We start from the raw sequence: 25,779 nt of genomic DNA on the forward strand, positions 1-25,779 counted from the left end.
TAAACCGGCGCGCCATCCTGTCGGATAATAGGCGGATGGATGCTCCCAAACGTATTTTGATCGTCGAGGATGACGACAATATTGCCGATCTTCTGTGCCTGCACCTGCGTGACGAAGGCTATGACGCTGTGCGCGTGGCCGACGGCACGCAGGGTCTGGCCGCGCTTGAGCAGGGGGATTGGCATGCGCTGGTTCTGGACCTGATGCTGCCGGGTGTCGATGGCCTCGAGATCTGCCGCCAGACGCGGGCCATGACCCACTACATTCCGATCATCATCATCAGCGCGCGCTCCAGCGAGGTGCACCGCATCCTGGGGCTGGAGCTGGGGGCCGATGACTACATGGCCAAACCGTTCTCCATGATGGAACTCGTGGCGCGCGTGCGCGCGCTGCTGCGGCGCAGCGAGGCGCTGGCGCGCAATGCCCGCCTGGATGCCGGTGTACTCGTGCTCGACACGCTGAGCATCGATCCGATCTCCCGTGAGGTGCATCAGCATGGGCAGCCGGTGGAGTTGACGCCGCGCGAGTTCGACCTGCTGTATTTCTTTGCCCGCCATCCCGGGCGGGTGTTCTCGCGCCTCGACCTGCTCAACCAGGTCTGGGGCTATCAGCATGATGGCTATGAGCATACGGTGAATACACACATCAATCGGCTGCGTATGAAAATCGAACAGAATCCGTCCGATCCCTGCCTGATTCAGACGGTCTGGGGACGCGGCTACAAACTGGTGGGGGATTCCTCGTCATGCTGATGCGCAGGCTTTCTCTGTCGCAGCGCCTGTCGGCGGTATTCGTTGTCCTGTTGCTGGCCTGTTGCGCTGCTTCGGTGGCCTTGCAGATCCGCGAAGGCGAGCAACACGAACAGGAGGTCATCCAGCGGCTCTCCCTGGATCTGGCGCCGCATATCGCCAGCTATCCCGAATTGATGGCGGCCGGGGAGTTCAATCCTTTTGCGGTGCGCGGGCTGTTCGACAAACTGATGGTTGTGAATCCCAGTGTCGAAGTCTACCTGCTCGATGCGGCGGGGCGCATTCAGTCCTATTCGGCCCCCGAGGGAGCCGTCAAGCGCATGCGGGTGGATCTGTCGCCCATCGAGTCGCTGCTCGATGGCGGCTCCTTGCCGATTCTCGGCGATGACCCGCGCGACGCCGAGGCCCGCAAGGTGTTCAGCGCCGCGCCGCTGGGATCCGCAGACCGCAAGGCGGGATTCGTCTATGTGATCCTGCAGGGCGAAAGCCGGGACTCGCTTGCCGAGCATGTGCATGCCGGGGGCGCGGCCGAAGCCATGCTGTGGTCCATGGCGCTGGTGGCCCTGCTGGGATTGCTGGCCGGCCTGACGGCATTTCATCAGATCACGCGTCCGCTGCGCACGCTGACCGAGGCCGTGCGCGGGCTCAAGCGCCATGGCATGTCCTGGTTGCCTCAGGCCCGGCCACTGCTGGAGCAGGCGGCCAACAGCGGCAGCGACATGATGCTGCTGAGCCAGAGTTTCGAGCAGCTGGCCCTGCGGATCGATGAGCAGTGGCGCACGTTGCGCGACCAGGATCAGCAGCGGCGCGAATTCTTTGCCAACCTTTCCCACGATCTGCGCACACCGCTCACCTCGCTGCATGGCTATCTGGAGACCTTGCGGATGAAATCCGATGCGCTGGATCCGCAGGAGCGGTTGCGCTATCTCGATATTGCGCTCGGGCAAAGCCGCAAGGTCGGTCTCCTGGCCCAGGAGATGTTCGAGCTGGCCCGGCTGGAATACGGCATGGTCAGGCCGCAGATGGAGCAGTTCTTCCTGCCCGACCTGTTGCAGGACGTCTTTCAGAAATTCGAATTGGCGGCAGAGGCCCGGCGACAGGTCATGGTGGCCGACATCGCGCCCGGATTGCCGCCGGTGACGGCCGACCTCGCCATGCTGGAGCGCGTGCTGGTCAATCTGATCGACAATGCTGTGCGGGCGACGCCGGCGGGCGGGAAGATCACCGTGCAGCTTCAGTCCGACGGGCAGGGCGGGATCGTGGTCACCGTGCGCGATACCGGCCCGGGGATTTCCCCTGTCCAGGCCAGGCACCTGTTCGAGCGTCCCGTGTTCACGGGCTATGCAGCTGCTCAGGAAAAGCGTTCGGGTGGATTCGGACTGATGATCGTCGACCGCATCCTGCGATTGCACAAGAGCACGATCCGGCTGCTGCCGCAGTTCGGCTCCGGGGCGGTGTTCCAGTTCGTGCTGACGAGCAGTCCCGCGGACAAGCAGGCATTTGCATCCGACCGTGACTCAGGCTTGCTGACAGCGGGGACAGAGCGCGCGTAGCTCGGTCTCCTGGCCGCTGAGGGCGTAGCCGGCCTGGGCCACGCAGGCGGCCAGCCGGCGGCCCAGGGCCGGGTCGCTGAGTTCGGCCACGCTGCCACAGCGGGTACAGACAACCAGCACGTCATGCGGCTGGCCGCCCACGTCAGTGCAGGCGCTCCAGGCGTTGACGGCATCGAGCCGGTGGATCAGACCTTGTTCCGTGAGGAAATCCAGCGCCCGATAGACCGTGGGTGGTGCGGCGCCTGGCTGGACGGTTCGCAAAGTGTCGAGCAATTCATAAGCCTTGAGGCTGCCGTGATGACGCAGCAGCGTCTCCAGAACCAGCCTGCGCAGGGGCGTCAGCCGGGTCCCGCGCTGGGCGCAGAGCCGCTCGGCCGCGCTCAGGCGCGTTGCGATCCCTGCATGAGAGTGATGGGAAGTCTCTGTCTTCATGATAGTTATGTTATAACATAACAACTCTGGCTGTGTTCGTCACGAATCATCATGTCATTCCTTGCTCCGTTTTCCAGGCCGGGCCGCTATCGCGGCTCTTCTTTGCTGCTGTCGGCGGGCCAGCGCATGGGCCGTGTTGCGCTGGCTGTGCTGTTTCTGTGGCTGCTGACCGGATGGGCGTTGCAATGGTGGTGAATGTGCGGCCCGATGCGGTGTCCGCCATTGAGCTGCAGCAGGTCTGGCTGGGCTGGCGTGACCGGATTGCGGTGCGCGATGCCAACGGCATCTTTACTCAAGGCTCGCTGACCGCGGTGGTGGGCCCCAATGGCGCCGGAAAATCCACGTTGATCAAGGCCATGGCGGGTCGTCTGAGCCCTGTTCGCGGACGGATCAGGATCGATGCGGCGCTGGCCCGCGACCTGACGTGCCTGCCGCAGTCGGCCGAACTGGATCTCGATTTCCCCATCAGTACCTTTGACCTGGTGGCCATGGGCGCCTGGCATCGGCTGGGCGCCTGGCGGGGTCTGGACGCCGGAGGACGGGATGCGGTCGAGGCTGCGCTGCGCGCCGTGGGCCTGGCCGGTTTTGGCCGCCAGCCCGTGAATACACTGTCCGGAGGACAGCGTCAGCGTGCGCTGTTCGCGCGGCTGATGCTGCGCGATGCTCGGGTGATTCTGCTGGATGAGCCCTTTGCTGCAGTGGACCGGGCTACGACCGAGGATCTGCTGGCGCTGTTGCATCAGTGGCATACCGAAGGGCGGACTCTGATTGTCGTGCTGCACGACCTGGACATTGTGCGGGCCTATTTCCCGCAGACGCTGTTGCTGGCGGGACAGGTTGTCGGTTGGGGGGACAGCAGCCAGATGCTGAGCGCATCCAATCTGCATCTGGCCCGTCACCTGTGCGCCGGAGAAGCGGCCTGATGGACGTGTGGCATTGGCTGGTGCAGCCCTTCATCGAGTTCGGCTTCATGCGCCGCGCCCTGGCGGGCGCCTGGGCGCTGGCATTCGCGGCCGGGCCGCTGGGGGTGTTCCTGGTGTTGCGCCGCCTCAGCCTGATGGGAGATGCCATGGCCCATGCCATTTTGCCTGGAGTGGCGGTCGGTTTCCTGACGGCGGGTTTGTCCATGACGGCGATGACGCTTGGCGGACTGGTCACTGGTGTGGCCGTGGCCGTGCTCGCCGGCCTGGTGTCGCGCATGACGCCCCTGCGCGAGGATGCCAGCTTTGCCGCCTTCTATCTGGTGTCGCTGGGCCTCGGGGTGCTGCTCGTGTCCCTCAAAGGCACCAATATGGATCTGATCCATGTGCTGTTCGGCACGGTTCTCGGACTTGGCGATGCGGCGCTGATCCTGGTCACGGTCGTGAGCAGCGTGACGCTGCTGGCATTGGCGGCGCTGCTGCGCGTGCTGGCGATGGAGTGCCTGGATCCCGGCTTCCTGCGCGCCGAAGGCCGGGCGGGCGCCTGGGCGCACATGGGCTTTCTGCTGCTGCTGGTGTTGAACCTGGTGGCGGGTTTTCAGGTGCTGGGCACGCTCATGGTGGTGGGCATCATGATGCTGCCCGCGACCGCGGCCCGGTTCTGGGTGCGGCCGGTGGGCGCCCAGATGGTGCTGGCCGCCGCGCTGGGCGCCCTGGCTTCGTATGCGGGTCTGTTGGTGTCCTATCACGCGGATGTGCCTGCTTCGCCGGCCATCATCCTGGCGGCGGGCGCGATCCATTTCATTTCAGTCGCTCTCGGTCCGCATGGCGGCATTCTGCTGGCCTGGCGCGAGGCGCGGGCGCGCCGCGCCCGACTGCTGCAATCCATCGAGGAAGGAAATCAATGAAGGAAGGAAATCAATGAAGGTGCATCGATCCGGAAAACAGGGGCGTTTTGGCGTGTGGCTGGCGGGGGCAGCATGCCTTTTCGTGCTGCATGTCGCGATGATCCAGGCCGCGCGTGCCGAAGGCGCGGCGCAAGACGCGCGTCTGCCTGTGGTGGCCTCGTTCTCGATTCTGGCGGACATGGTGCGTGAGGTCGGTGGCGACGATATCCGTCTGGACGTTCTTGTCGGGCCGATGAGGGATGCGCATACTTTCGAGCCGAGGCCGAAGGATGCGCGCGCGCTGGGCCGTGCCCGGGTGCTGGTGGTCAACGGCCTGGGCTTCGAGTCCTGGATGCCGCGGCTGGTCGAGGCGGCCGGGTTTCAGGGGCGTGTGATCGAGGCTTCTCAGGGTGTTGCAGCAAGGCGTCTGGACGTTGCGTCAGAGCATGAGGCGGACAACCACGACCATGACCATTCCCATGACCACGCGCATGCGGCGCACGATCACGAGGCCCATGGCCATGATCATGGCGGCGTCGATCCGCATGCCTGGCAGAGTCTGGCCAATGGCGTGATCTATGCGCGCAATATCGCGCGCGGACTGGCCGAGGCCGATCCGGTGCATGCCGCCGCCTACCAGGCGCGGGCCGAGGCCTATGTGCGTCAGCTGCAGCAGGCCGACGCGCAATGGCGTCGTCGCCTGGAGGCCGTGCCTGCAGCTCAGCGCGTGCTGGCGACCTCGCATGATGCCTTTGGCTATTTTGGCGCGGCCTATGGGATCGAGGTGCTTTCGGTGGTTGGTCTGTCCAGCGAGGCTGAGCCCTCGGCGCGCGCCATGGCGGATCTGGTGACCCGGATCCGCGAATATCACATTCGCGCCTTGTTCGTGGAGCAGGGGGGCAATGCGCGCGCATTGCAGCAAGTCGCTTCGGAGACCGGGGTGGCGCCAAGCGGCGCGCTGTACGCGGATACGCTGGATCAGCCAGGGCATGCGGCTTCGACCTACCTGGGCATGTTCCGCTGGAACACATCGCAGGTGCTGCAGGCTTTCGGACAGCCCTAGGATTCGTCTCCGGTCTTGCGCCGCGCCCGGGGGTGGGCCTGGTCGTAGCTGGCGGCCAGATGCTGGAAATCCAGCCGGGTGTAAATCTGTGTCGTGGAGATGTTGGCGTGCCCGAGCAGTTCCTGAACGGCACGCAGGTCTTGTGTAGATTGCAGCAGGTGGCTGGCGAAACTGTGCCGCAGGCTGTGTGGATGCACGTGCAGTGGCAGACCGACGTGCTGCGCCAGGGCTTGCAGGCGCAGTTGCACCACGCGCGGACTGATGCGCAGGCCCCGTTCGCCCAGGAACAGCGCGGCCCGCGCATCGTCGTCGGACCGGGGGCCCAGCAGTCTGTCGCGGACTTCCAGCCAGGCTCGCACGGCGGCCAGGGCTTGGCGGCCCAGCGGCACGATACGGGTCTTGCCGCCCTTGCCCCGGACAACCGCTTCGCCTTCTTCGATCAGGATCCAGCTGTGCGAGATGTGGCCCGGTGTGCGCACCGGCTGCCAGTCCAGGCCGACCAGTTCCGACAAGCGCAGGCCGCCGGAATACAGGATCTCGAACATGGCCATGTCACGCCGCTCGACCGGGGTTTCGGCGGGCGGCAGCTGTTTGCGATCCAGCAGGGCCTGGGCCTGATCCACCGACAGGGCCTTGGGCAGGCTGTGAGGAATCCGGGGCGCGCGCACGCCGTGAGCGGGATTGCGCGTCAGGCCGGCCGCAGGGGCGCGCCATTCATAGTAGCTACGCCAGGCGGCCAGCGCGCGTGCCAGACTGCGCGGTTGCAGCCCGGAGGCATGCAGCCGGCCCAGTGCCTGACGGATCTGGGCTTCGCTCAGCGCATCCAGCGGCTGATCTGGGAAGCACTGACGCAGCGCCCTCAGGTCGCGTCGATAGGCGGCGATCGTATGCGCGGAATAGCGCTGTTGCGCCGCCAGTTCGCACAGCCAGGTCTCGGCCAGACGGCCGTCTGGTGAGGTGTCCTCGGGGGAGGGTTCCGTGGGTTGCGCAGGGGCGTCCGTCTCCCCGTGACCAGGGCGCGGATTCCCGGCGTGCGCGGTCATGACGGCCTGCCGCTCAGTCCGGTTCGGGCGCCTGGCGTGCCAGCCGCCCCAGCGCGGCGCCAGCCAGAGAGGCGATCAGCGACAGGAAATCCGTGCCCATGTCCGGCGTGAAACGCCCGGCCTCGTTCGCGCCCAGCACCAGCAGGCCGATCGGCGTGGGGCTGTTCAGTGTGCGCAGAGGCAGGATCGCCAGGGAGGCGGGTTCGGATGCCAGCCAGCGGGCGGGTTCCTGATCCTTGAGCGGACCGCAGTAGGGCTGCGTCAGGTTGTCGGCGTAGGCCCGGATCCCGGCATCGACGTCCTGCGCGAATTCGCTGTCTTCCAGGGCGGGCAGATCCCAGACCCGCAGCGCGATGGCGCTCAGGTCGAATTGATCCGACAGGCTGCGGATGATGTGGGCCGGGATGCGTTCGGCATCGGGCTCTGACAGCATGCGCGCGCACCACTGCATCAGCGACTGGTTGATGCGTTCGTTGCCGCCGGCGTTGTGGAGCAGCTGCATCAATCGGTGCTCGTGTTCCTTGACGCGCGCGCGCAGGGTCAGGATCTGCCGCTCTCCCAGTGAGATCGCACGGGCCTCGTGGGGGTGGGGCACGTTCAGCGAGGCGAAGACGTCGGCGTGTGTTTCGAAGAAATCAGGATTGCTTCTGAGGTAGTCCGCCACGTCGCGGGCGGTGAAGGCATCTTGTGTCATGTGTGCTTTCCGTCAGTCAGTGAAGGCATCGATATCGATCTGGCCATGAAAAACGGTCAGTGCCGGACCCTGCATGCGCAGGATCTGGCCATCCCATTCGATTTGCAGGGTGCCGCCGCGCGTATCGACCTGCGTCGGGCTGTCCAGCAGGCCGCGCCGGATGCCTGCGACCACAGCGGCGCAGGCGCCGGTGCCGCAGGCCAGCGTCTCGCCGGCGCCGCGTTCGTAGACCCTCAGCCGGATGTGGCCGCGGTCGATCACTTGCATGAAGCCGGCATTGACGCGCTGCGCGAAACGGGGATGGGATTCGATGGCGGGTCCCAGGCGGGCGACCGGACAGGTGTCCACATCGTCCACCTGAACGACGGCATGGGGATTGGAAATGGCCACCAGCGAGCACCAGACGTCGCCCGTCTCAGGTGGAAGATCCAGGCGGTACAGGATGTCCTGGCCGCAATCTCGCGTCTCCAGGCCGCTTGGGTCGAAAGCCAGATCCTGAGGGGCGAAGGTGGTCCGGCCCATCTCCACGCCGACCTGGCCGTCGTCGGCCTCGCGCAGCACGATCAGCCCAGTCGCGATCTCGGCGCGCAGCGGGTTGCGGCGCGACAGGCCCTGTTCGTGCACGAAACGCACGAAACAGCGCGCGCCATTGCCGCAATGCTCGACTTCGCCGCCGTCGGCATTGAAGATCCGGTAGCGGAAATCCGCATCCGGGTGCAGAGGTTGCTCGACCAGCAGAATCTGGTCGGCGCCGATGCCGCGATGGCGATCGGCCAGGGCCCGGGCGCGGGCTGGCGTGAGGTCGATGGACTGACGCACGCCGTCCAGGACGACGAAGTCGTTGCCCGCGCCGTGCATTTTGGTGAAATTCCAGATCATCGGTGCATTATCCAGCAAAAGCGGGTTGCGAGTGCTCCGATCCTGCTCCCCTGTGGCGCAGGGATCACGTCTGGGCGACATCCGGTCGGCCTGTTTTGCCCAGGCCCGGGCTTTATCCACCACGAAATCGATGAGTGTGCGGGTCGCCAGCGTCTGGCCATCCTGCCGTCCGACGACGCCATCGGCTGGAGCACCCAAAAGACGCAGAAACAGGCCTGCGAGGATGCCGGCTACGAGGTTGCCGATGCCAAGTTCTTCGAGCGCTCGCAGAGCGACTTCCGCAGCTTGTTGGAGCGATGAGACGACGGGAAGCCGGGCGTCAGTAAAACCCTTTTTCCCCCTCTGGCCGCGTCTTGAAGCGCCGGTGCACCCAGTAATACTGGGCGGGATCCTGACGGACCTCGGCCTCGATCAGCGCGTTCAGGCGGGCAGTCGCGGTTTCCGGGATGTCGTTGCCGGGAAAGTTCTCCACGAGCGGCCCGATATGCACGCTGTAGCGGCCCGTGTCGGGATCCAGACGGCTGATGATCGGCAACACGACGGCGTCCCAGGTGCCAGCGATCTGGGCCGCGGACAGCAGTGTGGCGGCGGGGATGCCGAAAAAAGGGATGAAGGCGCTGCCCTGGCGGCCAAAATCCATATCGGGCAGGTAGTACACGGGAATTCCCTTGCGCAGATGCCGGATCAGGCCGCGCACCCCATCGTGACGGCTGACCAGGTGAACCTGGTTGAAGCGCCCGCGCCCCAGGCGCACGATCTCGTCCACGTCCGCGTCGCTCTGGCGTGTATAAAGCGTGGCGGATTCCTTCACCAGCAGGGTCAGGCGAGTGGCGGCGGCATCCAGCGCAATGAAGTGCGGTGCGAACAGCAGGATGCGGCGTCCCTGGTCCAGCAATGTCTGGAGGTGGTGCTCACCGTGCAGCGTCACCGTGTCTAGGATGCGCTCACGCGTACCGAACCAGCACAGGCCCCGATCCACGAAGGACTGGGCCAGCAGGTGGAAATGGCGTTGCATCAGGGCATCCCGGTCGGCGGTCGACAGGTCGGGAAAGCAGCGTTCCAGGTTCACCCGGACGACGTAGGCGCGGGAACGCAGCAGGCGTGGCGTCAACCACCCCAGGATGCGTCCCCAGCGCAGTCGCGCGCGGGTGGAACAACGGCCGAAATAGCCCAGAACGGCGCGCAGCAGAGGTTTCTTGTCAAAAGCCATGGCAAAAATCAGGGTGGCCGGCTCCACCGCCCGGGTGCTCAGGCCGGCGCATCAGGTGAAGGAGTGGTCTGGTCGGGGTGGGGCGGCGCGTCGTCCGGTTCCTTGTAACGGTTGTAGCTCCACAGATATTGTTCGGGAAAGCGTCTGATCAAGGTCTCCATGGCCTGGTTGATGGTGGCGGCCAGGGCGTCCGGAGTCGTTGGCAGCGGCTCGGGCAGACGCAGGCAATGGATGCGCCAGCCACGCCCGCCGGGCAGGCGTTCGCCAGCGCTCAGAATCACCGCCACGCCTGTTTGCAGGGCCAGGCGCGCCGCCAGCGTCATGGTCAGGGCATGGCGGCCGAAGAAGGGCAGCCAGACGCCATCGCCTTCGCGGGGCACCTGGTCGGGCAGCATGCCGACGGCCTCACCGCGCTTGAGGGCGCGGACGAATTCGCGCACGCCGTGGCGGTTGGCCGGCACAGAGCGCAGATTGCGCATGTCGCGCGAAGACTCGACGATGGGTTCGAGCAACGGACTGCGGGAGGGGCGGAACATCACCGTCAGCGGCCCGTGCTGCGTCAGGTGGCGCGCGACGATCTCGAAACAGCCCAGGTGTGGGGTCAGGTACAGAACGCCCCGGCCCTCGGCCAGTGCTTCATGCACCACGGACTCCTGATCGCCGCCCGTCATGGCCAGACATTGCGGGGTGCGCCACCAGACCTTGGGAATCTCCAGAATCATGGCGCCGGATTCGGCAGCCGCCCGACGGGCGAAGGCCGCATCGGAATAGCCGGCCTGGCGGGCATTGGACTGAATGCGACGGCGGTAGCGACCCGGAAACAGATAGATGAACAGGCCGAGCGCCCGGCCCATGGCCTGAAGCCAGGACAGGGGCAGCGCAGCCAGCGGGCGGACGAGGAACAGCAGCATGAGGACTTTGAGTGATGCGGTCAGCCTCCGGCGTATCGGGCGGCCTGCGCCCATGTGCGCGTCATGCGCACATCACACCGGGGAGTATGCTTTCTTTTTGACAGGTGATATTTTCGCTTAAAATGAAAAGGATCGCTGAGTTAACCCGACAACTTGCGGAGCGATCACCTGGTCATGCTGTCTGGCCGGGCTTTTTTCCGCTAAAGCGTCGCGCCCCGATATCCTGAAGAGGTGCAACGCGTTTCGTTCAACCTCGCGCCGGTGAGCCCGGCGTTTTTACAGGACGCATCGCTGTGGCAAACAACGATTTTCTCTTTACTTCCGAATCCGTCTCCGAAGGTCACCCCGACAAGGTCGCTGACCAGATTTCCGACGCCATCCTGGACGCGCTGCTCGAGCAGGACCCGAACTCCCGGGTCGCCGCCGAGACGCTCTGCAATACCGGCCTGGTCGTGCTGGCTGGCGAAATCACGTCGCACGCCAACGTGGACTATATCCAGGTGGCCCGCGATACGATCCGCCGGATCGGCTATGACAATACCGACTATGGGATCGACTACAAGGGCTGCGCGGTCCTGGTTGCTTACGACAAGCAGTCTCCCGACATCGCCCAGGGTGTGGACCGCACCCCGGAACAAATCCTGAACCAGGGGGCCGGTGATCAGGGCCTGATGTTCGGCTATGCCTGCGACGAGACCCCCGACCTGATGCCCGCGCCGATCTGGTATTCGCACCGCATCGTCCAGCGGCAGGCCGAACTGCGCAAGGATGGCCGCCTGCCCTGGCTGCGTCCGGATGCAAAGTCCCAGGTGACTTTCCGCTATATCGACGGCAAGCCGGCCGAGGTCGACACAGTGGTGCTGTCCACCCAGCATCATCCCGACATCTCCCAGGCCGAGATTCGCGAAGCCGCCATCGAGCACATCATCCGCCCGGTCTTTGCCGATGGGCTGCTCACGGATCGGACCAAATTCCTGATCAACCCCACGGGCAAGTTCGTCATCGGCGGGCCGCAGGGCGACTGCGGTCTGACGGGGCGCAAGATCATCGTCGACACCTATGGCGGTGCCTGCCCGCACGGGGGGGGCGCGTTTTCCGGCAAGGATCCGTCCAAGGTCGACCGTTCCGCCGCCTATGCCGCTCGTTATGTGGCCAAGAATATCGTCGCCGCCGGTCTGGCGCGTCAATGCCAGGTGCAGGTCAGCTATGCCATCGGGGTGGCTGAGCCGATCAATATCACGGTCTATACCGAAGGCACGGGAGTGATTCCCGACGAGCAGATCGCGCGCCTGGTGCGAGAGCATTTCGACCTGCGCCCCAAGGGCATCATCAATATGCTGGATCTGCTGCGCCCCATCTATTCCAAGTCCGCGGCCTATGGCCATTTCGGCCGCAGCGAACCGGAATTCAGCTGGGAAGCCACCGACAAGGTCCAGGTGCTGAAGGCCGCGGCCTGATCCGGCGGGCCGTGGCACCTGCTCCACGGTATAATGCTTTCCTTCTCCTGAGGGGCGCTGCACCGGTCCCGCCGTCCGCCACGGACGCGCATGTGGATCGCCAGGCTCAGGTACCTTCATCACGAACGGCGCCCATCGTTGCCCTGCGCGGGCGGGGTGGGCACGGGCGTCCGCTTCCGCGCGCAGGCTCTACAGGATTACCATGAGCACTGCACACGACTACGTCATCGCCGATATCGCCCTGGCCGACTGGGGCCGCCGCGAACTCGCCATCGCCGAAACCGAAATGCCCGGCCTGATGGCCACCCGCGAGGAATTCGCCGCCTCACAGCCCCTCAAGGGTGCGCGCATTGCCGGCAGCCTGCACATGACCATCCAGACGGGGGTGCTGATCGAGACCCTCAAGGCGCTGGGCGCCGAGGTTCGTTGGGCCTCATGCAATATTTTTTCCACTCAGGATCATGCCGCGGCGGCCATTGCCGCCGGCGGCACGCCGGTGTTCGCCGTCAAGGGCGAGTCCCTGGAGGACTACTGGCAGTACACGCATCGCATCTTCGACTGGCCGGGCGAGCAGGCCAACATGATCCTGGATGACGGGGGGGACGCCACGCTGCTGCTGCACCTGGGCGCCCGCGCGGAAAACGACGCATCGGCCATCGCCAATCCCGACAATGAGGAAGAACGCGTGCTGTTTGCCGCCATCAAGGCGCAACTGGCCCGTGATCCCGAGTGGTATTCCGCCCGGCTGTCCCTGATCCGCGGTGTGACCGAGGAAACCACCACCGGTGTGCACCGCCTGTATCAGATGTCTCAGCGCGGCGAGCTGAAAATCCCCGCCATCAACGTCAACGATTCGGTCACCAAATCCAAGTTCGACAATCTGTATGGCTGCCGTGAGTCCCTGGTGGATGGAATCAAGCGCGCCACCGATGTGATGGTCGCGGGCAAGATCGCCGTGGTGTGCGGTTTTGGCGATGTGGGCAAGGGCTGCGCCCAGGCGCTGGCCGCCTTGCGCGCGCAGGTCTGGGTGACCGAGGTCGATCCCATCTGCGCCCTGCAGGCTTCGATGGAAGGCTACCGCGTGGTGGACCTGAATGATGCGGATGTGGTCGAGCAGGCGGACATTTTTGTGACGGCGACCGGCAACTACCATGTCATCGACCGCGATCATCTGTATCGCATGAAAGACCAGGCCATCGTCTGCAACATCGGTCACTTCGACAGCGAAATCAACGTAGCCTCGGTGGAAGACCTGTCCTGGGAGGAGATCAAGCCTCAGGTCGATCACATCATCTTCCCGGATGGCAAGCGCGTCATTCTGCTGGCCAGGGGCCGCCTGGTGAACCTCGGTTGCGCCACCGGCCACCCGTCCTTCGTGATGTCGGCTTCCTTCACCAACCAGACCATCGCCCAGATCGAGCTGTTCACCCGGGGCGACCAGTACAAGACCGGCCAGGTCTATGTATTGCCCAAGCACCTGGACGAAAAGGTGGCCCGCCTGCATCTGAAGAAACTCGGGGTGCATCTGACGCAGCTGACGCAGAAACAGGCCGACTATATCGGCGTGCCCGCCCAGGGACCCTTCAAGCCCGATCATTACCGTTATTGATCTCGTTCCGTCCGCCGGGGAACCGGGGGACGGGGCCCTTCCGATTCCTTCTTCGAGACTCTCATCATGCTGTTGCTCGTCTGGATCCTGAATGCCGTGGCCCTGCTGGTCGTGGCCTATATTCTGCCCGGCATCACCGTGGCCTCGTTCGGCTCGGCCCTGGTTGCCGCGCTGGTGCTGGGCCTGCTCAACACCGTGGTCAAGCCTTTGCTGATCCTGTTGACCCTGCCGTTGACCATCATCACGCTGGGCCTGTTTCTGCTGGTGCTCAATGCCCTGGTGTTCTGGCTCGCCGGCTCCATTCTCAAGGGCTTCCAGGTGGACGGCTTCTGGTGGGCGGTGATCGGCGCGATCGTCTACAGCATCGTGTCCACGGCATTGGCGGGGTTGTTGCTTTCATGAGCGCCTCATCCTCCGTGATCAGCCTGGAATTCTTTCCGCCGCGCGACATTGCCGCCCAGGAGCGGTTGGTGCGCTCGGCCAAGCGGCTGGCCGCGCTGCGACCCGCCTACGTCAGCGTGACCTTCGGCGCGGGCGGCTCCACCCGGACCGGCACGGTCGATACGGTACAGATGCTGCAGAATCTGGAAGTCGAAGTGGCGCCACATCTGTCCTGCATCGGCGCGACGCGTGCCGAGCTGCACGTCATCCTGGACGATTACCGCACGCGCGGCATCCGCCGTCTGGTCGCCCTGCGCGGCGACCTGCCCTCAGGCATGGGCGGAGATACGGGCGAGCTGCATCATGCCGTCGACCTGGTACGTTTCGTGCGTGAGCACTTTGGCGACCACTTTCACATCGAGGTCGCGGCCTATCCGGAAATGCATCCTCAGGCCGAAAGCGCGGCCTCGGATCTGCGGCACTTCGTGGAGAAAATCCGGGCCGGGGCCAATGGCGCCATCACGCAATATTTTTTCAATCCCGACGCCTATTTCGACTTTGTCGATCGCGTGCGCGCACAGGGGGTGGATGCCCCCATCACGCCGGGCATCATGCCGCTGACCAACTACACCCAATTGGCGCGGTTCTCGTCCATGTGCGGGGCCGAAATCCCCCGCTGGATGCGCTTGAGGTTGCAGGACTTCGGTGACGACAAAGCGTCCATCCGCGCTTTCGGCATCGACGTGGTGACGCAATTGACGGCGCGTCTGCTGGAGCAGGGCGCGCCCGGGGTGCATTTCTATACGCTGAACAATGCCGATGCCGTGACGCAGATCTGCGCCCATCTCGGACTGGACGGCTGACGGCCGGGCCGCTCTGTCGGGCGCGCGGACGCCGCCCGTTGCCGGGCGCCGCCTACAGCTCCGGAGCCGGGACGGCCCAGCCCTTGTCGGTCAGGATCGTGTCCAGCCGGACATCGTGCGCGGCGGGGGTGTAGGTCTCGCCGCTGAGGTCGCCGCAGGCCCAGGCGATGCCGACGGTCGTGAAGGCATGGCCGGAGGTTTTCAGTGCCGCCAGCGTGCGGTCATAGTAGCCGCCGCCATAGCCCAGCCGGTCGCCCTGGCGCGTATAGCCCAGGGTGGGCACCAGGATGACGTCGGGCGCCGGGGCGGGCGGCCCCGCGGGTTCCTGGATACCGTAGGCGCCCGGCGCCATGGGCGTGTCCGGCGTCCACGCGCGGAATTGCAGCGGCTGGCCGGGCGCGGTGACCACCGGCAGCGAGACCTGCAAAGTTTCGTCCTCCGCCCACTGGCCCAGCAGCGCCTGCAATGCGGGTTCGTCGGCCATGGACCAGAATGCGGCGATATGGCGGATGTCGGGGCGACCGGATTCCCTCAGCCGGGTGCGGTTGGTCGCCAGCCAGGTGTACAGGCGACCCCGGATCAACAGCGCCCCCCGGTCGCGATCCCGGGGTGGCATCTCGCGGCGTCGCTGCTTGAGTCGCGCCCGCAGGGCGGCTGCGTTATCCTGTGCGTTCTGATTCATGGGGTGATTTGGTTGCGAGGGTGTTGGCCATGGGGCGAAGCGTCATAGGATATCCGGGATTTGTCGGTGGTGCAGGGCTGGCTTCGTCCGGTCCGCATCGGGGGCTTGTGGTGCTGGGGCTGACGGCCCTGCTGGGGTTGGCAGGGTGCGCGGGCGCCCAGGCGCCCACAGCGGCCGAGCAGCAGGCCGGCGAGGCGCCGCGCGCCGCCCGGGTCTCGCATGCCGCGCCCGAGACGCCGCCGCCTGTCACGCCCAAGCCGAAGCCGGTGGGGGTGCCGCCCGCCGCCCGCCAGGCCGTCGAGGACGCCTACGAGGCGGTTCGTGCCCGGCGCTGGGATGATCTGGGGCGTTTGGCGCCGCTGGCGGCCGCCGACCCGGTACTGGGGCTGTATCCGCGCTACTGGGCGTTGCGCCAGCAGCTCCAGAATCGCGCCCAGCCGGTGCCGGATGCCGAGGTGCGCCGATTCCTGGCCGACTCGCCAGGCACCTACCTGAACGAGCGTATCCGTGCCGACTGGATCGTGGCGGCCACGCGGTCCGGTGATTATGCAACGGCCTTGGCGGTGCCGGCGCTGGCCGATCCTCCGGCCCAGGCCCGTTGTGCCCTGTTGCTGGCCCGCCACCAGACCGGCAAGCGTGCCCGGGCATCCGAGATCCTGGATGCGTTCCGGTACAACACCGATTGCTTTGCCCTGCTCGACCAGGCCGCGGCCGACCACGTGCTTGACCGCAAGGAACTGAACGGTCTGCTGCGCGATACGCTGGAAACCGGCAAGCAGAGGAACGCCGGCCGCGTGGCGGGGGGGGTGTTCGATGATGCCGCCATGGTGCAGTACGCGGCTTTGATGAAAAACCCACGCAAATGGCTGGAGTCCCGCGATCAGCCTCGCGCCGGTGTCGATGTCGAACTGGCCGCCATCGCCCTGTCCCGGCTGGCGCGCGCCGATGACCGGCCCGAGGCTGCCCGCTATATTCAGCAGCACTGGGCCGGCTGGATGCCAAAATCCGATCTGCAATGGGTCTGGGGGCAGTTTGGCCTGGTGGCTGCGCTGAACGTCGATCCCGAGGCGGCACGCTGGTACCGTCAGTCCGGCGCCGAGCCGATGACCGATTACAACCATGCCTGGGAGGTTCGCGCCGAGTTGCGCGTCGCCCCTCAGAACTGGAAACGGGTCGCGGCGGCCATTCGCAAGATGACCGACCGGCAGGCCGATGAGCCGGTCTGGCGCTATTGGTATGGTCGCGCGCTGGCGGCGCAGGGGGATGCGGCGGGCGCGCGCAAATACTATGAGTCCATTGTCGATGAGCAGGGTTTCTACGGACTGCTGGCCGCCGAGGAACTGGGCCGCACGCCGAGGCTGCCGGCACAGCCCGGTGCCTTGAATCCGGGCTGGATCGCTCAGGCGCGGGCCAACCCCGGCCTGCAGCGCGCCGTGGCGCTGTTCGATCTGGGCTGGCGCAGGGAGGCCGTCCCCGAATGGAATTTCGCCTTGCGCGGCATGAGCGATTCCCAATTGCGCGGCGCGGCGGAATTCGCCCGTGAAGAGCAAATCTATGACCGGGTGGTGAACACGTCTCAGCTCACACAGGACGTCGCCGATTTCAGCCAGCGTTTCATCGCGCCCTTCGAGGGCCAGGTGGAGGCCAAGGCGCGTCTGATCAACCTGGATACCGCCTGGGTCTATGGCCTGATCCGCCAGGAGTCGCGGTTCATCACCGATGCGCGTTCGCGTGTCGGTGCATCCGGTCTGATGCAGCTGATGCCGGCCACCGCGCGTCATGTGGCACGCAAGATCGGCATGAAGAACTTCAGCCCCAGCCAGGTCACCGATTTCGACACCAACACGATCCTCGGGACCAACTACCTGAACATGGTGTTGCAGGATCTGGACGGATCAGAGTTGCTCGCCACGGCGGGCTACAACGCCGGACCGGGCCGGCCCAAGCGCTGGCGCGCCCAGCTCCCGGCCCCGGTCGAAGGTGCGGTCTTCGCCGAGACCATTCCCTTCACCGAGACCCGGCTGTATGTGAAAAACGTGTTGTCCAACACGGTCTATTACGCCATGTTGTTCACCGGCCGCCCGGATTCGCTCAAGGCGCGCCTGGGCACGGTCGGCGCCACGACGGTGACGAGGACGGCCAGGCCGTGATCCAGCGGGGGCGGGACGCCAGCGGCAGGCCGGAAGCCGCTCCGGACATGAGTGATCCGGCCGTTGCGGGTCTGGATGTCTATATCGTGGGGGGGGCGGTGCGCGACGAGCTGCTGGGCCTGGCGGCGGGCGACCGCGACTGGGTAGTGGTGGGCGCCAGTCCCGAGATCATGGCGGTGCGCGGGTTCACGCCGGTGGGCGGGGATTTTCCCGTCTTCCTGCACCCGCGCACGCACGAGGAGTACGCCCTGGCGCGGACCGAGCGCAAATCCGGTCGGGGCTACCGGGGCTTTGTTTTTCACGCGGGACCCGATGTCAGCCTGGAAGACGATCTGCGCCGACGCGATCTCACGGTCAATGCCATGGCGCGGACGCTGACGGGCACCCTGATCGACCCGCTGGGCGGGGCGGCCGATGTGCATGCCGGTGTGCTGCGACATGTCGGCCCGGCTTTCGTCGAGGACCCGGTGCGGTTGTTGCGTCTGGCGCGCTTCGCCGCGCGGTTCCATGATTTCACGATCGCGCCCGAGACCCTGGCGTTGTGCCGTGAACTGGTGCGCGACGGCGAGGTCGATGCCTTGGTGCCCGAGCGTGTCTGGCAGGAATTCGCCAAGGGTCTGATGACCGGCCATCCTGGTCGCATGTTCGATGTGCTGGCCGAGTGCTCGGCGCTCGATCGGGTCGCGCCCGGCCTGATCTGGAATGCCGAGGTGGCGGCCGGACTGGCGCAGGGCGCCGACAGGGGGCTGGATCTGCCGCAGCGTTACGCGCTGCTCTGCCGGTGCTCCGCGCCCGGGGTGCAGGATCGGCTCAGGGCGCCCTCGGCCTGTCGCGACCTGGCGCGGCTGTTGCCGGGCATGCTGGATCGCCTGGCCGGGATGCCCATGTCGGGGAACGGCGCCGGAGCCGCCCACGCTTCGGCGCAGCCGACCGTGCTGTCGCATGAGGCGGTGGAGGCCGTGCCGGGACCCGATCGCCCAGCCGCCTGGCTGGCATTGATGGAGTCCTGCGACGCGCTGCGTCGGCCCGACCGCTTCGAGGCTTTGCTGATGGCGGCCGATTGCGTGCGGGGCGACATCGAGCCGGCGCGCTGGGCCCGGCGGCTGGCGGCGGTGCGCGCCGTGGATGCGGGCGCGATCGCCCGCGCCGCGGGCGGTGATGCCATGCGCATCCGCGATGCGCTGCGTGCTGCGCGTTTGCAGGCGCTGGATCCGGGCCGTGGCTCTGAAAAATCCGGAGGATGGGCATGAGGGCGAACCCGCTTTTGAAAAAAGAGGACAATGCCTTTTTTCCCTTGACTGCCTCATGTCTGAATTGACCGCCGATCCGGACCAGCCCGTTCTTGTCTTCGATTCCGGCATCGGCGGGCTGACCGTGCTGCGCGAGGCCCGGGTGCTGATGCCCGAGCGCCGGTTTCTCTATGTGGCCGACGATGCCGGGTTTCCCTACGGAGGCTGGGCCGAGGGGGCGCTGCGCGACCGCATCGTGCGGCTGTTCGCCGACCTGTTGCATGAACACGCGCCAGCCTTGTGCGTCATCGCCTGCAATACCGCGTTCACGGTGGCGGGCGCGGTGTTGCGGGCCGCCTATCCCGACATGACCTTTGTCGGGACTGTGCCGGCCATCAAGCCGGCGGCCGAACGGACGCGGTCCGGGCGGGTGTCCGTGCTGGCTACCCCGGGGACGGTGCGGCGCGACTATACCCGCGACCTGATTCAGTCCTTTGCTTCGCAGTGTCATGTGACTCTGGTGGGGTCGCCCCGGCTGGCGCGCATGGCGGAGGCCTATGTGCGTGGCCTGCCGGTGGGCGATGAGGCCGTATCGGCGGAAATCGCGCCCTGTTTTGTGGCTGATGGCGGTGCCCGCACCGACATCGTGGTGCTTGGCTGCACGCATTACCCTTTTCTGGCGAATGTGTTCCGGCGGCTGGCGCCCTGGCCTGTGGACTGGCTCGATCCCGCCGAGGCCATCGCGCGGCGTGCTCGCAGCCTGTTGCCGCGTCGCGCCGATGCGCTGCATCCGGAAGAGGACGATGTGGCGCTGTTTACCGGTGGATGTCCTGATTTCGCCACGCGGCGCCTGATGAACAGTTTTGGCCTGAAGGTCGCGTAGCGGCTACAGGCGGTCGCGCCGGTCCCCGCGGGCGAAACCCAGCAGGGGGGCATTCAGTCCCCGGCCAATGGCCAGCACCTTGAACAATTCACCCATCTCGGCCTCGGACAGCAGGGTGTTCAGCGCGGTCAGCTGGCGCGCGCGTTGCGCCGGATCGCCGCCGGGCGTCTGGATCAGTTCCGTCAGGCCCGCGTTCATCAGGAATCGCGCCTGCGACGTGTAGCCCAGCACCTCCAGTCCGCCGTCCAGCGCGGCATCGGCCATCGCGGTGAAGTCCACATGGGTGGTGATGTCCTGCAGGCCCGGCAGGATCAGCGCCTGATCGTGCGCGTGGTGGCGGAAATGGCACATCAAGGTGCCGCGCAGACGCTGAGGATGGTAGTACTCGGCTTGCGGGAATCCATAATCGATCAGCAGGACGGCGCCACGGTGCAGCCAGCGGCCCAGGTCACGTACCCAGGCCTCGGCCTGCGGGTTCATCTCGGACTGGTAGCCGGGCAAGGTGGGCATGCGGGCCACCAGGGTTGCTGCGGTGCCCGGCGGGGCTTGCCGCGTCGCCCAGCGAAAAGGCGCCGCGGCTTCGGGGCGGGCATCCAGGGCGACACCCAGCAGTTCCGGCGCGCCGTGCGCGTCCCAGCGAAACAGAACGGCCGGCATGGCATCCAGGACCTCGTTGGCGATCACGCAACCGCTGAACGTGGCCGGCAGCGCATCCAGCCAGCGCACCTGGCCGGGACTGGGCGACAGGCGTGCCTGCTGGCGGGCGCGCAGGTCGGCGGACAGTTCAAGGATGTCGTATTCGACGGTGAATCCCAGATCGCGCAGGGCCGGGATCAGTGCGGCGGCCAGCGCTCCCGATCCAGCGCCGAATTCGAGCACCCGGGTGGACTGGCTGGCCTCCAGTACCTGGGCGACCTGACGCGCCAGCGCCTGGCCGAACAGGGGGCTGGTTTCAGGGGCAGTGGTGAAATCGCCTTCGTGATGGAATTTGGCGCTGCCGGCGCTGTAGTAGCCCAGGCCGGGGGCATATAGCGCAGCCTGCATCCAGTGTTCGAATGGCAGCCAGCCTCCGGCGTCATGGATGCGTTGCGTCAGCATGGCCTGGACGCGGGCGCCGTGCGCGCGTGCGTCGTCGTCGAGTTCCGGCAGGCCGGAGGGCGTGTGGACAGCGGGCAGTTCAATCATGGGCGAAGCATAACAGGCGGGTGTCTCCCGTCGTGTCGCCTGCCGCCCTCGTGGTGCCGCCCGCTGATCGGGCTTCACCACGTCGCTGGGGCGTGTGCCGCAGCGTCAGGCTCAGGCGAAGCGGGGGCGCTGCGCGCGGGCCTGGTTCTGGCGGGCCAGCCGCTTGAAGGTCGACTTGGCGCCGACTTTGGCGGGCCGGGCCGCCTGGGGCGTGTGGCCGTCGCGGTTCTGGCGCGGGCCGGCGCCATGGGCGGCGCGGTCGGCCTTGGGATGAAAGCCGGGGCGGCCCTCACCGCGTTCCTTCCGGGGGCGGGCGGGCTTGTCCTGGTCCCAGGGCTTGCGGGCGCGCGGCGGCCGGGTGTCTTCGGATGCCCGGGCCTCCTGCTGCCAGGGCTTGCGCGCGCGCGGCGCGGCGTCCTTGGCGGCGCCGTCCTTGTGCCACGGCTTGCCGTGAGGCTTGCCGCCTTGGGGGCGGGCGTTACGAGGCTTGTCTTTGTAGGTGGGGCGGACGGACCGTTGCGGCTCCAGGCCGGGGATGGTTTCCAGGGGGATGGCCTGGCCGATGAAATGCTCGATGCGGCGGACCTTGTGGCGCTCGGCATGCACGGCCAGGGTGATGGCCTGGCCGCTGCGTCCGGCACGCCCGGTGCGGCCGATGCGGTGCACATAGTCCTCGGCCTGCAGGGGCAGGTCGTAGTTCACAGCGTGGCTGATGGTCTGCACGTCGATGCCGCGCGCGGCCACGTCGGTTGCCACCAGGATACGCACCCGGCCTTTCTGCATCAGGCCCAGTGTTCGGGTACGCTGGCGCTGGTTCATGTCGCCGTGCAGCGCGGCGGCAGCGAAACCCTCGTCGGCCAGGAGGTCGGCCAGGTCGTCGGCGCCGCGTTTGGTCGCGGTGAACACGATCGCCTGATCCAGGCTGGCGTCGCGCAGCAGATGATCCAGCAGACGCAGTTTATGGGCTTTGTCGTCCGCATACAGCAGGTGCTGGGTGATGTGCGTGTGCTTCTGGCGGTGCGTGGTGATCTCGATGCGTTTCGGATCGCGCATCAGGTTGGTCGCCAGATGCGCCACCGTGCCATCCAGCGTGGCCGAGAAAAGCAGCGTCTGGCGTTCGGCCGGCGTGCTGCGCACGATGGCTTCGATGTCCTCGATGAAGCCCATGTCCAGCATGCGATCGGCTTCATCCAGCACCAGGGTCTGCACGGTGGACAGGTTCACGCGGCGCGCCTGCAGGTGATCGATCAGGCGGCCTGGGGTGGCGACCAGCACGTCCACGCGGCGCGACAGGGATTTGATCTGGGCGCCGTAAGGCATGCCGCCGACCACCGTGGCGATCCGCAGGCCGTCGATCTGTTTGCCGTACGCGCGGGCGGCGTCGGCCACCTGCATGGCGAGTTCGCGCGTGGGGGTCAGCACCAGAACCTGCACGCCGCGCCCACCGGCGCCGGCGCGATGGCTCAGACGCTGCAGGGCGGGCAGCATGAAGGCGGCGGTCTTGCCGCTGCCGGTCTGCGAAGACACCATCAGGTCATGACCCGACAGGGCCTGGGGGATGGCGGAGGACTGGACGGAGGTCGGGGTGTCGATGCCGAGGTCGCGCAGAGCGGCCACGAGCCGGGGGTCGAGCCCCAGGGTGTCGAAGGACATGGGTTTCCTTGCGCCCGCGATGCGGGCGGTGTGCCGCAGGGATCGGATGAATGTCCCTGCCGGGTTGCTGTCGCGGATGTCTGCCGGACAGAATCAGTCGCATGCGCCGACCGGATCAACCCAAAAGGCACGCCAAGCGTGAAACCGAGGTCAGAAGGTCAGAAAACAGGCAATCCGGTATTTTCGCATAGGGATTTCCCTAGGTCAATAGATGTGTGGACACGCTGTTTCATTGGCGGCGCTTGTCTCGATTCGGGACCGGATTGGTACGCAATTGAATGTTATTTGTTGCATTCTGTCAGGTTGAATTTTACAATTTTTGTTATTTATATATAAAAAATTCACTCGGCAACATGATGATGCTTGATCATTTCTTCGTCGATGGTCAGGAGTTTGGGCCGCTGGTCCGTGGTTATTGGCAGGCCGGATTGGTGGTGCTGTCCATCGCGGTCGCGATTTTTCTGTCCCTGCTGGCATTGCAGATGGCGCGCATTGCACGCGAGACACGCAGCCATTTCTATCGTCATCTGGCCGTCGGCACCGGCGCCCTTGCGCTGGGGGGCGGGATCTGGTCCATGAATTTCATCGGCATGATGGCATTCCATCTGCCGGTGCCCATGTATTACCGCACGGACATCACCCTGTGGGCCCTGCTGCCCAGCCTGGCGGCCGCGTGGGTGGCCCTGTGGCTGCTGACGCAGCGTCAACCGTCCGGCTGGCTGCTCGCCCTGGGCGGCCTGGTGGTCGGCCTGGGCATCGCCGCCATGCACTACATCGGCATGATGGCCATCGTCAGTTCATTGGACATGCGCTACGGCCGCGTGATGTTCGGCCTGTCCCTCGTCGTGGCCGTGGTGCTGGCGACGCTGGGGTTGTGGATCGGTTTCCGTTTGTCGCGCACATCGCTTTCCAGGTTCATGCGATTGCTGATCAGCGCCGTGGTCATGGGGTTGGCGATTGCCGGGATTCATTACACCAGCATGCAGGCGGTGCGTTTCTTTGGCAATGTGGGTCTGTTCGACATCGGCCACAGCATCGTGCTGGGCACGGCCTGGGCGTCGCTGGGCCTGGCGTCCATCAGCCTGACGGTGGCCGTGCTGATTGTCTCCCTGAGCGGTCTCGTGCGCATTCGCGAGCTGTACCTCGAGGTCGGTGAAAGCAAGTCACGGTTGCAGGCCATCCTGGATACCGCCGTGGATGCCATCATCACCATCGATGCCTATGGCATTGTGCTGGATTTCAATCATTCCGCCGAGCGTCTGTTCGGCTACACGGCCAGAGAAGTCATCGGCCGCAACGTCAAGATGCTGATGTCCGATCCCATGAGCTCCGAGCATGACGGCTATCTGCGGCGCTATCGTGAGACCGGCGTGCCGCGCATCATCGGCAAGGTCCAGGATGTCGTCGGACGGCGCCGGGACGGCAGCTCGGTGCCGATCAGCATGACGGTCGGCCGCGTGCGCCTGCCCAACAAAGAGGTGATGTTCGTCGGCCTGCTGACCGACGTCAGCAACAAGCAGGCGCTCGAGGCGTCGCTGCGGGACGCGGCGGAGCGCGCCGAGCAGGCCGCGGCCAAGGGGTATTTCCTGGCCAACATGAGCCACGAGATCCGCACGCCGATGAATTCCATCATCGGCTTTACCGAATTGCTGCAACAGACGGACCTGAAGTCCTCCCAGCGGAATTATCTGGACACGATCAGCCAGTCGGCCCGCAGTCTGCTGCGCCTGCTCAACGATATCCTCGACTCCTCCAGGATCGAAAGCGGGCGGCTGGAGCTCGAGACCCATGATTTCTCGCTCAAGAGCCTGTCCGAGCAGATCGAGTCCTCGTTGAGCCTGGATGCGAAGGCCCGGGGATTGCGCCTGACGGTCCATTATCCGGGCGACATGCCGGAATATTTCAAGGGCGATACCTTGCGCCTGCTGCAGGTCCTGAACAACCTGGTGAGCAATGCCGTCAAGTTCACCGAAATCGGCGGGGTGGACGTCCTGTTCTCCCGGGAGGACGGGATGGTGCATGTGCAGGTGCGCGACACCGGGATCGGCATGAGCCCGGCGCAGACTGAACTCATCTTCGAACCCTTTACCCAGGCGGATGCCTCGATCAGCCGGCGTTTTGGCGGCACGGGCCTGGGCACGACCATCGCCCGCCAGCTGGTGGAAGCCATGTCGGGGCGTATCGAGGTCGAAAGCGCGCTCGGCCGGGGGAGCGCCTTCCATGTCTGGCTGCCTCTGGCGTTGGGCCATGCGCCCCGCGAGCCGCAGTCTCCGGATGACGCGCCGCAGTTGCCGCCGCTGCACATCCTGATCGCGGATGATGTGGAGCAAAACCTGGAACTGCTGACGCTGGTCCTGCAATCCGGGGGCCATCATGTGGAGTCGGTGCATAACGGCGAGCAGGCCGTCGAGCGATTCCTGGCGGGCCATTTCGATGTGATTCTGATGGATGTGTACATGCCGGTGATCGACGGGTTGCAGGCGACCCGCCTGATCCGTCAGCACGAACGCAGCCGGGGGCTGGTGGTCACGCCGGTCATCGCGCTGACGGCCAGTGTGATGGACGATGACCGGCGCGAGGCATGGCAGGCCGGCATGAACGGGTTCGCCGTCAAGCCTCTGGACATTCCCCGGCTGTACGATGAGATCGCCCGGGTTCTGGAGGGCCGGCCCACGGGAGCCGGAGACGGTCCGGTGGCCTGCGCCAACCAGACGCCGGAAAGAACGATCGACTGGGAGCGTGGCGCTGTGCTCTGGAGCGGACGGACATGGCTGGCCGATCGGATTCTGACTTTCCTGGATGAGGCGCCGGACAAATATCCGTTGCCTGACTCACGGCACGACCTGGATCCGCAGGCCCTGCTGTTCAGCCTGCATGCCCTGCGCGGCGTGGCTGGCAACCTGGCCCTGATGGCCATGTCACGGCAGGCCGCCGAACTGGAGGATCTGGGCCGGGCCGGGCGGATTGACGAGGTGCTTGGGCGTTTGCCTGAACTGCGCGCCTTGATGGATACTGCGCGCCAGGAGGCCATGATCGTCCGCCAGGAGGCGCCGGCCTTTGAATCGAGCCGCACATCGTCGTCGTCGATTTCGGATACCTGCCTGGAGTCGGCCATGATGTCTCTTCGGTTGGTCCTGGCGCGCAACGAACTGGACGAAGCGGCATTACGTGTGGTGTGCGCCGGGCTGGAGGCGCGGGGCGGCCTGGATCGAGTGCGGGCTCTGCGCGCCGCGATCGATGCTTTCGAGTTCGAGCGGGCTGGCGCGCTGCTGGATACGATTCTGGCGGATACTTCTGTACGGGCGGACGACTAGGGACTGTTCACATGTTCGACAGGGACTGGGCG

Annotated in this window: 24 protein-coding genes and 1 riboswitch; of the genes, 15 read left to right on the forward strand and 9 right to left on the reverse strand. The window is 65.9% G+C overall.

The genetic code is table 11. The annotated features are described in order from the left end of the window. Positions 1–35 precede the first annotated feature (35 nt). Together ACK5JE_RS07040 and ACK5JE_RS07045 are read left to right on the forward strand one after the other, a co-directional pair. Positions 36–752, forward strand: a complete 717-nt coding sequence (locus tag ACK5JE_RS07040) for a response regulator transcription factor (RefSeq protein ID WP_416800983.1) — start codon at positions 36–38, stop codon at positions 750–752. Further along, on the forward strand, positions 746–2,302 hold the full coding sequence (locus tag ACK5JE_RS07045) for a sensor histidine kinase (protein ID WP_416800984.1): 1,557 nt from the start codon (positions 746–748) through the stop codon (positions 2,300–2,302). Before ACK5JE_RS07040 ends, ACK5JE_RS07045 begins: the two co-directional genes overlap by 7 nt. On the opposite strand, the gene ACK5JE_RS07050 is transcribed toward ACK5JE_RS07045, so the two are convergent. After that, positions 2,267–2,734 carry a Fur family transcriptional regulator gene (locus ACK5JE_RS07050; RefSeq protein WP_416800985.1) on the reverse strand — a complete coding sequence of 156 codons (468 nt, stop codon included), beginning with the start codon at positions 2,732–2,734 and terminating at the stop codon, positions 2,267–2,269. The two genes, ACK5JE_RS07045 and ACK5JE_RS07050, sit on opposite strands and share 36 nt — an antisense overlap. Positions 2,735–2,785: 51 nt before the next feature. On the opposite strand from ACK5JE_RS07050, the gene ACK5JE_RS07055 reads away from it, so the two are divergent. The 4 genes from ACK5JE_RS07055 (at position 2,786) to ACK5JE_RS07070 (ending at position 5,604) form a co-directional block, all read left to right on the forward strand. Then, positions 2,786–2,929 carry a hypothetical protein gene (locus ACK5JE_RS07055; RefSeq protein ID WP_416800986.1) on the forward strand — a complete coding sequence of 48 codons (144 nt, stop codon included), beginning with the start codon at positions 2,786–2,788 and terminating at the stop codon, positions 2,927–2,929. Then, positions 2,920–3,657 (forward strand): metal ABC transporter ATP-binding protein, encoded by a 738-nt coding sequence (locus tag ACK5JE_RS07060; RefSeq protein WP_416800987.1) that lies wholly within the window; start codon positions 2,920–2,922, stop codon positions 3,655–3,657. The genes ACK5JE_RS07055 and ACK5JE_RS07060 overlap by 10 nt, the downstream gene beginning before the upstream one ends. After that, positions 3,657–4,562, forward strand: a complete 906-nt coding sequence (locus tag ACK5JE_RS07065; RefSeq protein ID WP_416800988.1) for a metal ABC transporter permease — start codon at positions 3,657–3,659, stop codon at positions 4,560–4,562. Before ACK5JE_RS07060 ends, ACK5JE_RS07065 begins: the two co-directional genes overlap by 1 nt. A 97-nt stretch (positions 4,563–4,659) precedes the next feature. Next, positions 4,660–5,604 carry a metal ABC transporter solute-binding protein, Zn/Mn family gene (locus ACK5JE_RS07070; protein ID WP_416801077.1) on the forward strand — a complete coding sequence of 315 codons (945 nt, stop codon included), beginning with the start codon at positions 4,660–4,662 and terminating at the stop codon, positions 5,602–5,604. Here ACK5JE_RS07070 and ACK5JE_RS07075 read toward each other — a convergent pair. Genes ACK5JE_RS07075 through dapF form a run of 3 tightly spaced genes read right to left on the reverse strand, consistent with a single transcriptional unit; the run spans position 5,601 to position 8,238 of the window. Further along, on the reverse strand, positions 5,601–6,647 hold the full coding sequence (locus ACK5JE_RS07075; protein WP_416800989.1) for a tyrosine recombinase XerC: 1,047 nt from the start codon (positions 6,645–6,647) through the stop codon (positions 5,601–5,603). The genes ACK5JE_RS07070 and ACK5JE_RS07075 overlap by 4 nt on opposite strands. 13 nt (positions 6,648–6,660) lie before the next feature. Then, positions 6,661–7,341, reverse strand: coding sequence for a DUF484 family protein (locus ACK5JE_RS07080; protein WP_416800990.1), 681 nt, complete (start codon positions 7,339–7,341; stop codon positions 6,661–6,663). Between the two features lie 12 nt (positions 7,342–7,353). Beyond that, positions 7,354–8,238 carry a diaminopimelate epimerase gene (gene dapF / locus ACK5JE_RS07085; protein WP_416801078.1) on the reverse strand — a complete coding sequence of 295 codons (885 nt, stop codon included), beginning with the start codon at positions 8,236–8,238 and terminating at the stop codon, positions 7,354–7,356. Here dapF and ACK5JE_RS07090 point away from each other — a divergent pair. After that, a complete protein-coding gene (locus ACK5JE_RS07090; RefSeq protein ID WP_416801082.1) occupies positions 8,194–8,520 on the forward strand; it encodes a hypothetical protein in 327 nt (108 codons plus the stop codon). The two genes, dapF and ACK5JE_RS07090, sit on opposite strands and share 45 nt — an antisense overlap. A gap of 19 nt (positions 8,521–8,539) precedes the next feature. Here ACK5JE_RS07090 and ACK5JE_RS07095 read toward each other — a convergent pair whose 3' ends face one another. Further along, positions 8,540–9,430 (reverse strand): lysophospholipid acyltransferase family protein, encoded by an 891-nt coding sequence (locus ACK5JE_RS07095; protein ID WP_416800991.1) that lies wholly within the window; start codon positions 9,428–9,430, stop codon positions 8,540–8,542. A 38-nt stretch (positions 9,431–9,468) separates the two neighbouring features. Beyond that, entirely contained in the window at positions 9,469–10,341 is an 873-nt protein-coding gene (locus ACK5JE_RS07100) for a lysophospholipid acyltransferase family protein (protein ID WP_416800992.1), read from the reverse strand. A 293-nt stretch (positions 10,342–10,634) separates the two neighbouring features. Here ACK5JE_RS07100 and metK point away from each other — a divergent pair, with 293 nt between their 5' ends. From metK to metF, 4 genes are all read left to right on the forward strand, one after another. After that, complete coding sequence (metK, locus tag ACK5JE_RS07105; RefSeq protein WP_416800993.1) at positions 10,635–11,798, forward strand: methionine adenosyltransferase; 1,164 nt, start codon at positions 10,635–10,637, stop codon at positions 11,796–11,798. A 43-nt stretch (positions 11,799–11,841) separates the two neighbouring features. After that, positions 11,842–11,939: riboswitch (S-adenosyl-L-homocysteine riboswitch) on the forward strand. Positions 11,940–12,000: 61 nt separating this feature from the next. Further along, positions 12,001–13,407: an adenosylhomocysteinase gene (ahcY, locus tag ACK5JE_RS07110; RefSeq protein ID WP_416800994.1), complete on the forward strand. Its 1,407-nt coding sequence runs from the start codon at positions 12,001–12,003 to the stop codon at positions 13,405–13,407. A gap of 63 nt (positions 13,408–13,470) precedes the next feature. Then, entirely contained in the window at positions 13,471–13,809 is a 339-nt protein-coding gene (locus tag ACK5JE_RS07115) for a phage holin family protein (protein WP_416801079.1), read from the forward strand. Beyond that, the gene (gene metF, locus ACK5JE_RS07120) at positions 13,806–14,651 is read left to right on the forward strand and encodes a methylenetetrahydrofolate reductase [NAD(P)H] (protein ID WP_416800995.1); all 846 of its coding nucleotides are present in this window, start codon (positions 13,806–13,808) and stop codon (positions 14,649–14,651) included. The genes ACK5JE_RS07115 and metF overlap by 4 nt, the downstream gene beginning before the upstream one ends. Positions 14,652–14,703: 52 nt before the next feature. Here the strand turns inward: metF and ACK5JE_RS07125 are convergent, their stop codons facing one another. Further along, complete coding sequence (locus tag ACK5JE_RS07125; RefSeq protein ID WP_416800996.1) at positions 14,704–15,333, reverse strand: 5-formyltetrahydrofolate cyclo-ligase; 630 nt, start codon at positions 15,331–15,333, stop codon at positions 14,704–14,706. A 29-nt stretch (positions 15,334–15,362) separates the two neighbouring features. On the opposite strand from ACK5JE_RS07125, the gene ACK5JE_RS07130 reads away from it, so the two are divergent. From ACK5JE_RS07130 to murI, 3 genes are read left to right on the forward strand one after another with little or no spacing between them, the layout of a single operon-like run. Continuing rightward, positions 15,363–17,483, forward strand: coding sequence for a transglycosylase SLT domain-containing protein (locus ACK5JE_RS07130; protein WP_416800997.1), 2,121 nt, complete (start codon positions 15,363–15,365; stop codon positions 17,481–17,483). A gap of 47 nt (positions 17,484–17,530) precedes the next feature. Beyond that, the gene (locus tag ACK5JE_RS07135) at positions 17,531–18,733 is read left to right on the forward strand and encodes a tRNA CCA-pyrophosphorylase (RefSeq protein WP_416800998.1); all 1,203 of its coding nucleotides are present in this window, start codon (positions 17,531–17,533) and stop codon (positions 18,731–18,733) included. Between the two features lie 55 nt (positions 18,734–18,788). Next, entirely contained in the window at positions 18,789–19,595 is an 807-nt protein-coding gene (gene murI, locus ACK5JE_RS07140) for a glutamate racemase (protein ID WP_416800999.1), read from the forward strand. Positions 19,596–19,598: 3 nt separating this feature from the next. On the opposite strand, the gene ACK5JE_RS07145 is transcribed toward murI, so the two are convergent. After that, positions 19,599–20,780, reverse strand: coding sequence for a class I SAM-dependent methyltransferase (locus tag ACK5JE_RS07145; RefSeq protein ID WP_416801000.1), 1,182 nt, complete (start codon positions 20,778–20,780; stop codon positions 19,599–19,601). Between the two features lie 111 nt (positions 20,781–20,891). Beyond that, positions 20,892–22,433 (reverse strand): DEAD/DEAH box helicase, encoded by a 1,542-nt coding sequence (locus tag ACK5JE_RS07150; RefSeq protein ID WP_416801001.1) that lies wholly within the window; start codon positions 22,431–22,433, stop codon positions 20,892–20,894. A 353-nt stretch (positions 22,434–22,786) separates the two neighbouring features. Between ACK5JE_RS07150 and ACK5JE_RS07155 the strand changes: the two genes are divergently transcribed. Continuing rightward, on the forward strand, positions 22,787–25,747 hold the full coding sequence (locus tag ACK5JE_RS07155; protein WP_416801002.1) for an MHYT domain-containing protein: 2,961 nt from the start codon (positions 22,787–22,789) through the stop codon (positions 25,745–25,747). Positions 25,748–25,779: the final 32 nt, after the last annotated feature.

This window comes from Castellaniella sp., assembly GCF_047971665.1.
In the GTDB taxonomy this organism is placed as follows: Bacteria; Pseudomonadota; Gammaproteobacteria; order Burkholderiales; family Burkholderiaceae_B; genus Castellaniella.

Bases quoted from the DNA above. Each gene is read 5' to 3' on its own strand.
- ACK5JE_RS07155 (WP_416801002.1), top strand. From the start codon at position 22,787: ATGATGATGCTTGATCATTTCTTCGTCGATGGTCAGGAGTTTGGGCCG.
- ACK5JE_RS07135 (WP_416800998.1), top strand. From the start codon at position 17,531: ATGAGTGATCCGGCCGTTGCGGGTCTGGATGTCTATATCGTGGGGGGG.
- ACK5JE_RS07100 (WP_416800992.1), bottom strand. From the start codon at position 10,341: ATGCTGCTGTTCCTCGTCCGCCCGCTGGCTGCGCTGCCCCTGTCCTGG.
- ACK5JE_RS07045 (WP_416800984.1), top strand. From the start codon at position 746: ATGCTGATGCGCAGGCTTTCTCTGTCGCAGCGCCTGTCGGCGGTATTC.
- ACK5JE_RS07125 (WP_416800996.1), bottom strand. From the start codon at position 15,333: ATGAATCAGAACGCACAGGATAACGCAGCCGCCCTGCGGGCGCGACTC.
- ACK5JE_RS07050 (WP_416800985.1), bottom strand. From the start codon at position 2,734: ATGAAGACAGAGACTTCCCATCACTCTCATGCAGGGATCGCAACGCGC.
- ahcY (WP_416800994.1), top strand. From the start codon at position 12,001: ATGAGCACTGCACACGACTACGTCATCGCCGATATCGCCCTGGCCGAC.
- ACK5JE_RS07070 (WP_416801077.1), top strand. From the start codon at position 4,660: ATGATCCAGGCCGCGCGTGCCGAAGGCGCGGCGCAAGACGCGCGTCTG.
- ACK5JE_RS07150 (WP_416801001.1), bottom strand. From the start codon at position 22,433: ATGTCCTTCGACACCCTGGGGCTCGACCCCCGGCTCGTGGCCGCTCTG.
- ACK5JE_RS07095 (WP_416800991.1), bottom strand. From the start codon at position 9,430: ATGGCTTTTGACAAGAAACCTCTGCTGCGCGCCGTTCTGGGCTATTTC.
- ACK5JE_RS07145 (WP_416801000.1), bottom strand. From the start codon at position 20,780: ATGATTGAACTGCCCGCTGTCCACACGCCCTCCGGCCTGCCGGAACTC.
- ACK5JE_RS07040 (WP_416800983.1), top strand. From the start codon at position 36: ATGGATGCTCCCAAACGTATTTTGATCGTCGAGGATGACGACAATATT.
- ACK5JE_RS07130 (WP_416800997.1), top strand. From the start codon at position 15,363: ATGGGGCGAAGCGTCATAGGATATCCGGGATTTGTCGGTGGTGCAGGG.
- ACK5JE_RS07065 (WP_416800988.1), top strand. From the start codon at position 3,657: ATGGACGTGTGGCATTGGCTGGTGCAGCCCTTCATCGAGTTCGGCTTC.
- ACK5JE_RS07060 (WP_416800987.1), top strand. From the start codon at position 2,920: ATGGTGGTGAATGTGCGGCCCGATGCGGTGTCCGCCATTGAGCTGCAG.
- ACK5JE_RS07080 (WP_416800990.1), bottom strand. From the start codon at position 7,341: ATGACACAAGATGCCTTCACCGCCCGCGACGTGGCGGACTACCTCAGA.
- ACK5JE_RS07055 (WP_416800986.1), top strand. From the start codon at position 2,786: ATGTCATTCCTTGCTCCGTTTTCCAGGCCGGGCCGCTATCGCGGCTCT.
- ACK5JE_RS07075 (WP_416800989.1), bottom strand. From the start codon at position 6,647: ATGACCGCGCACGCCGGGAATCCGCGCCCTGGTCACGGGGAGACGGAC.
- metF (WP_416800995.1), top strand. From the start codon at position 13,806: ATGAGCGCCTCATCCTCCGTGATCAGCCTGGAATTCTTTCCGCCGCGC.
- murI (WP_416800999.1), top strand. From the start codon at position 18,789: ATGTCTGAATTGACCGCCGATCCGGACCAGCCCGTTCTTGTCTTCGAT.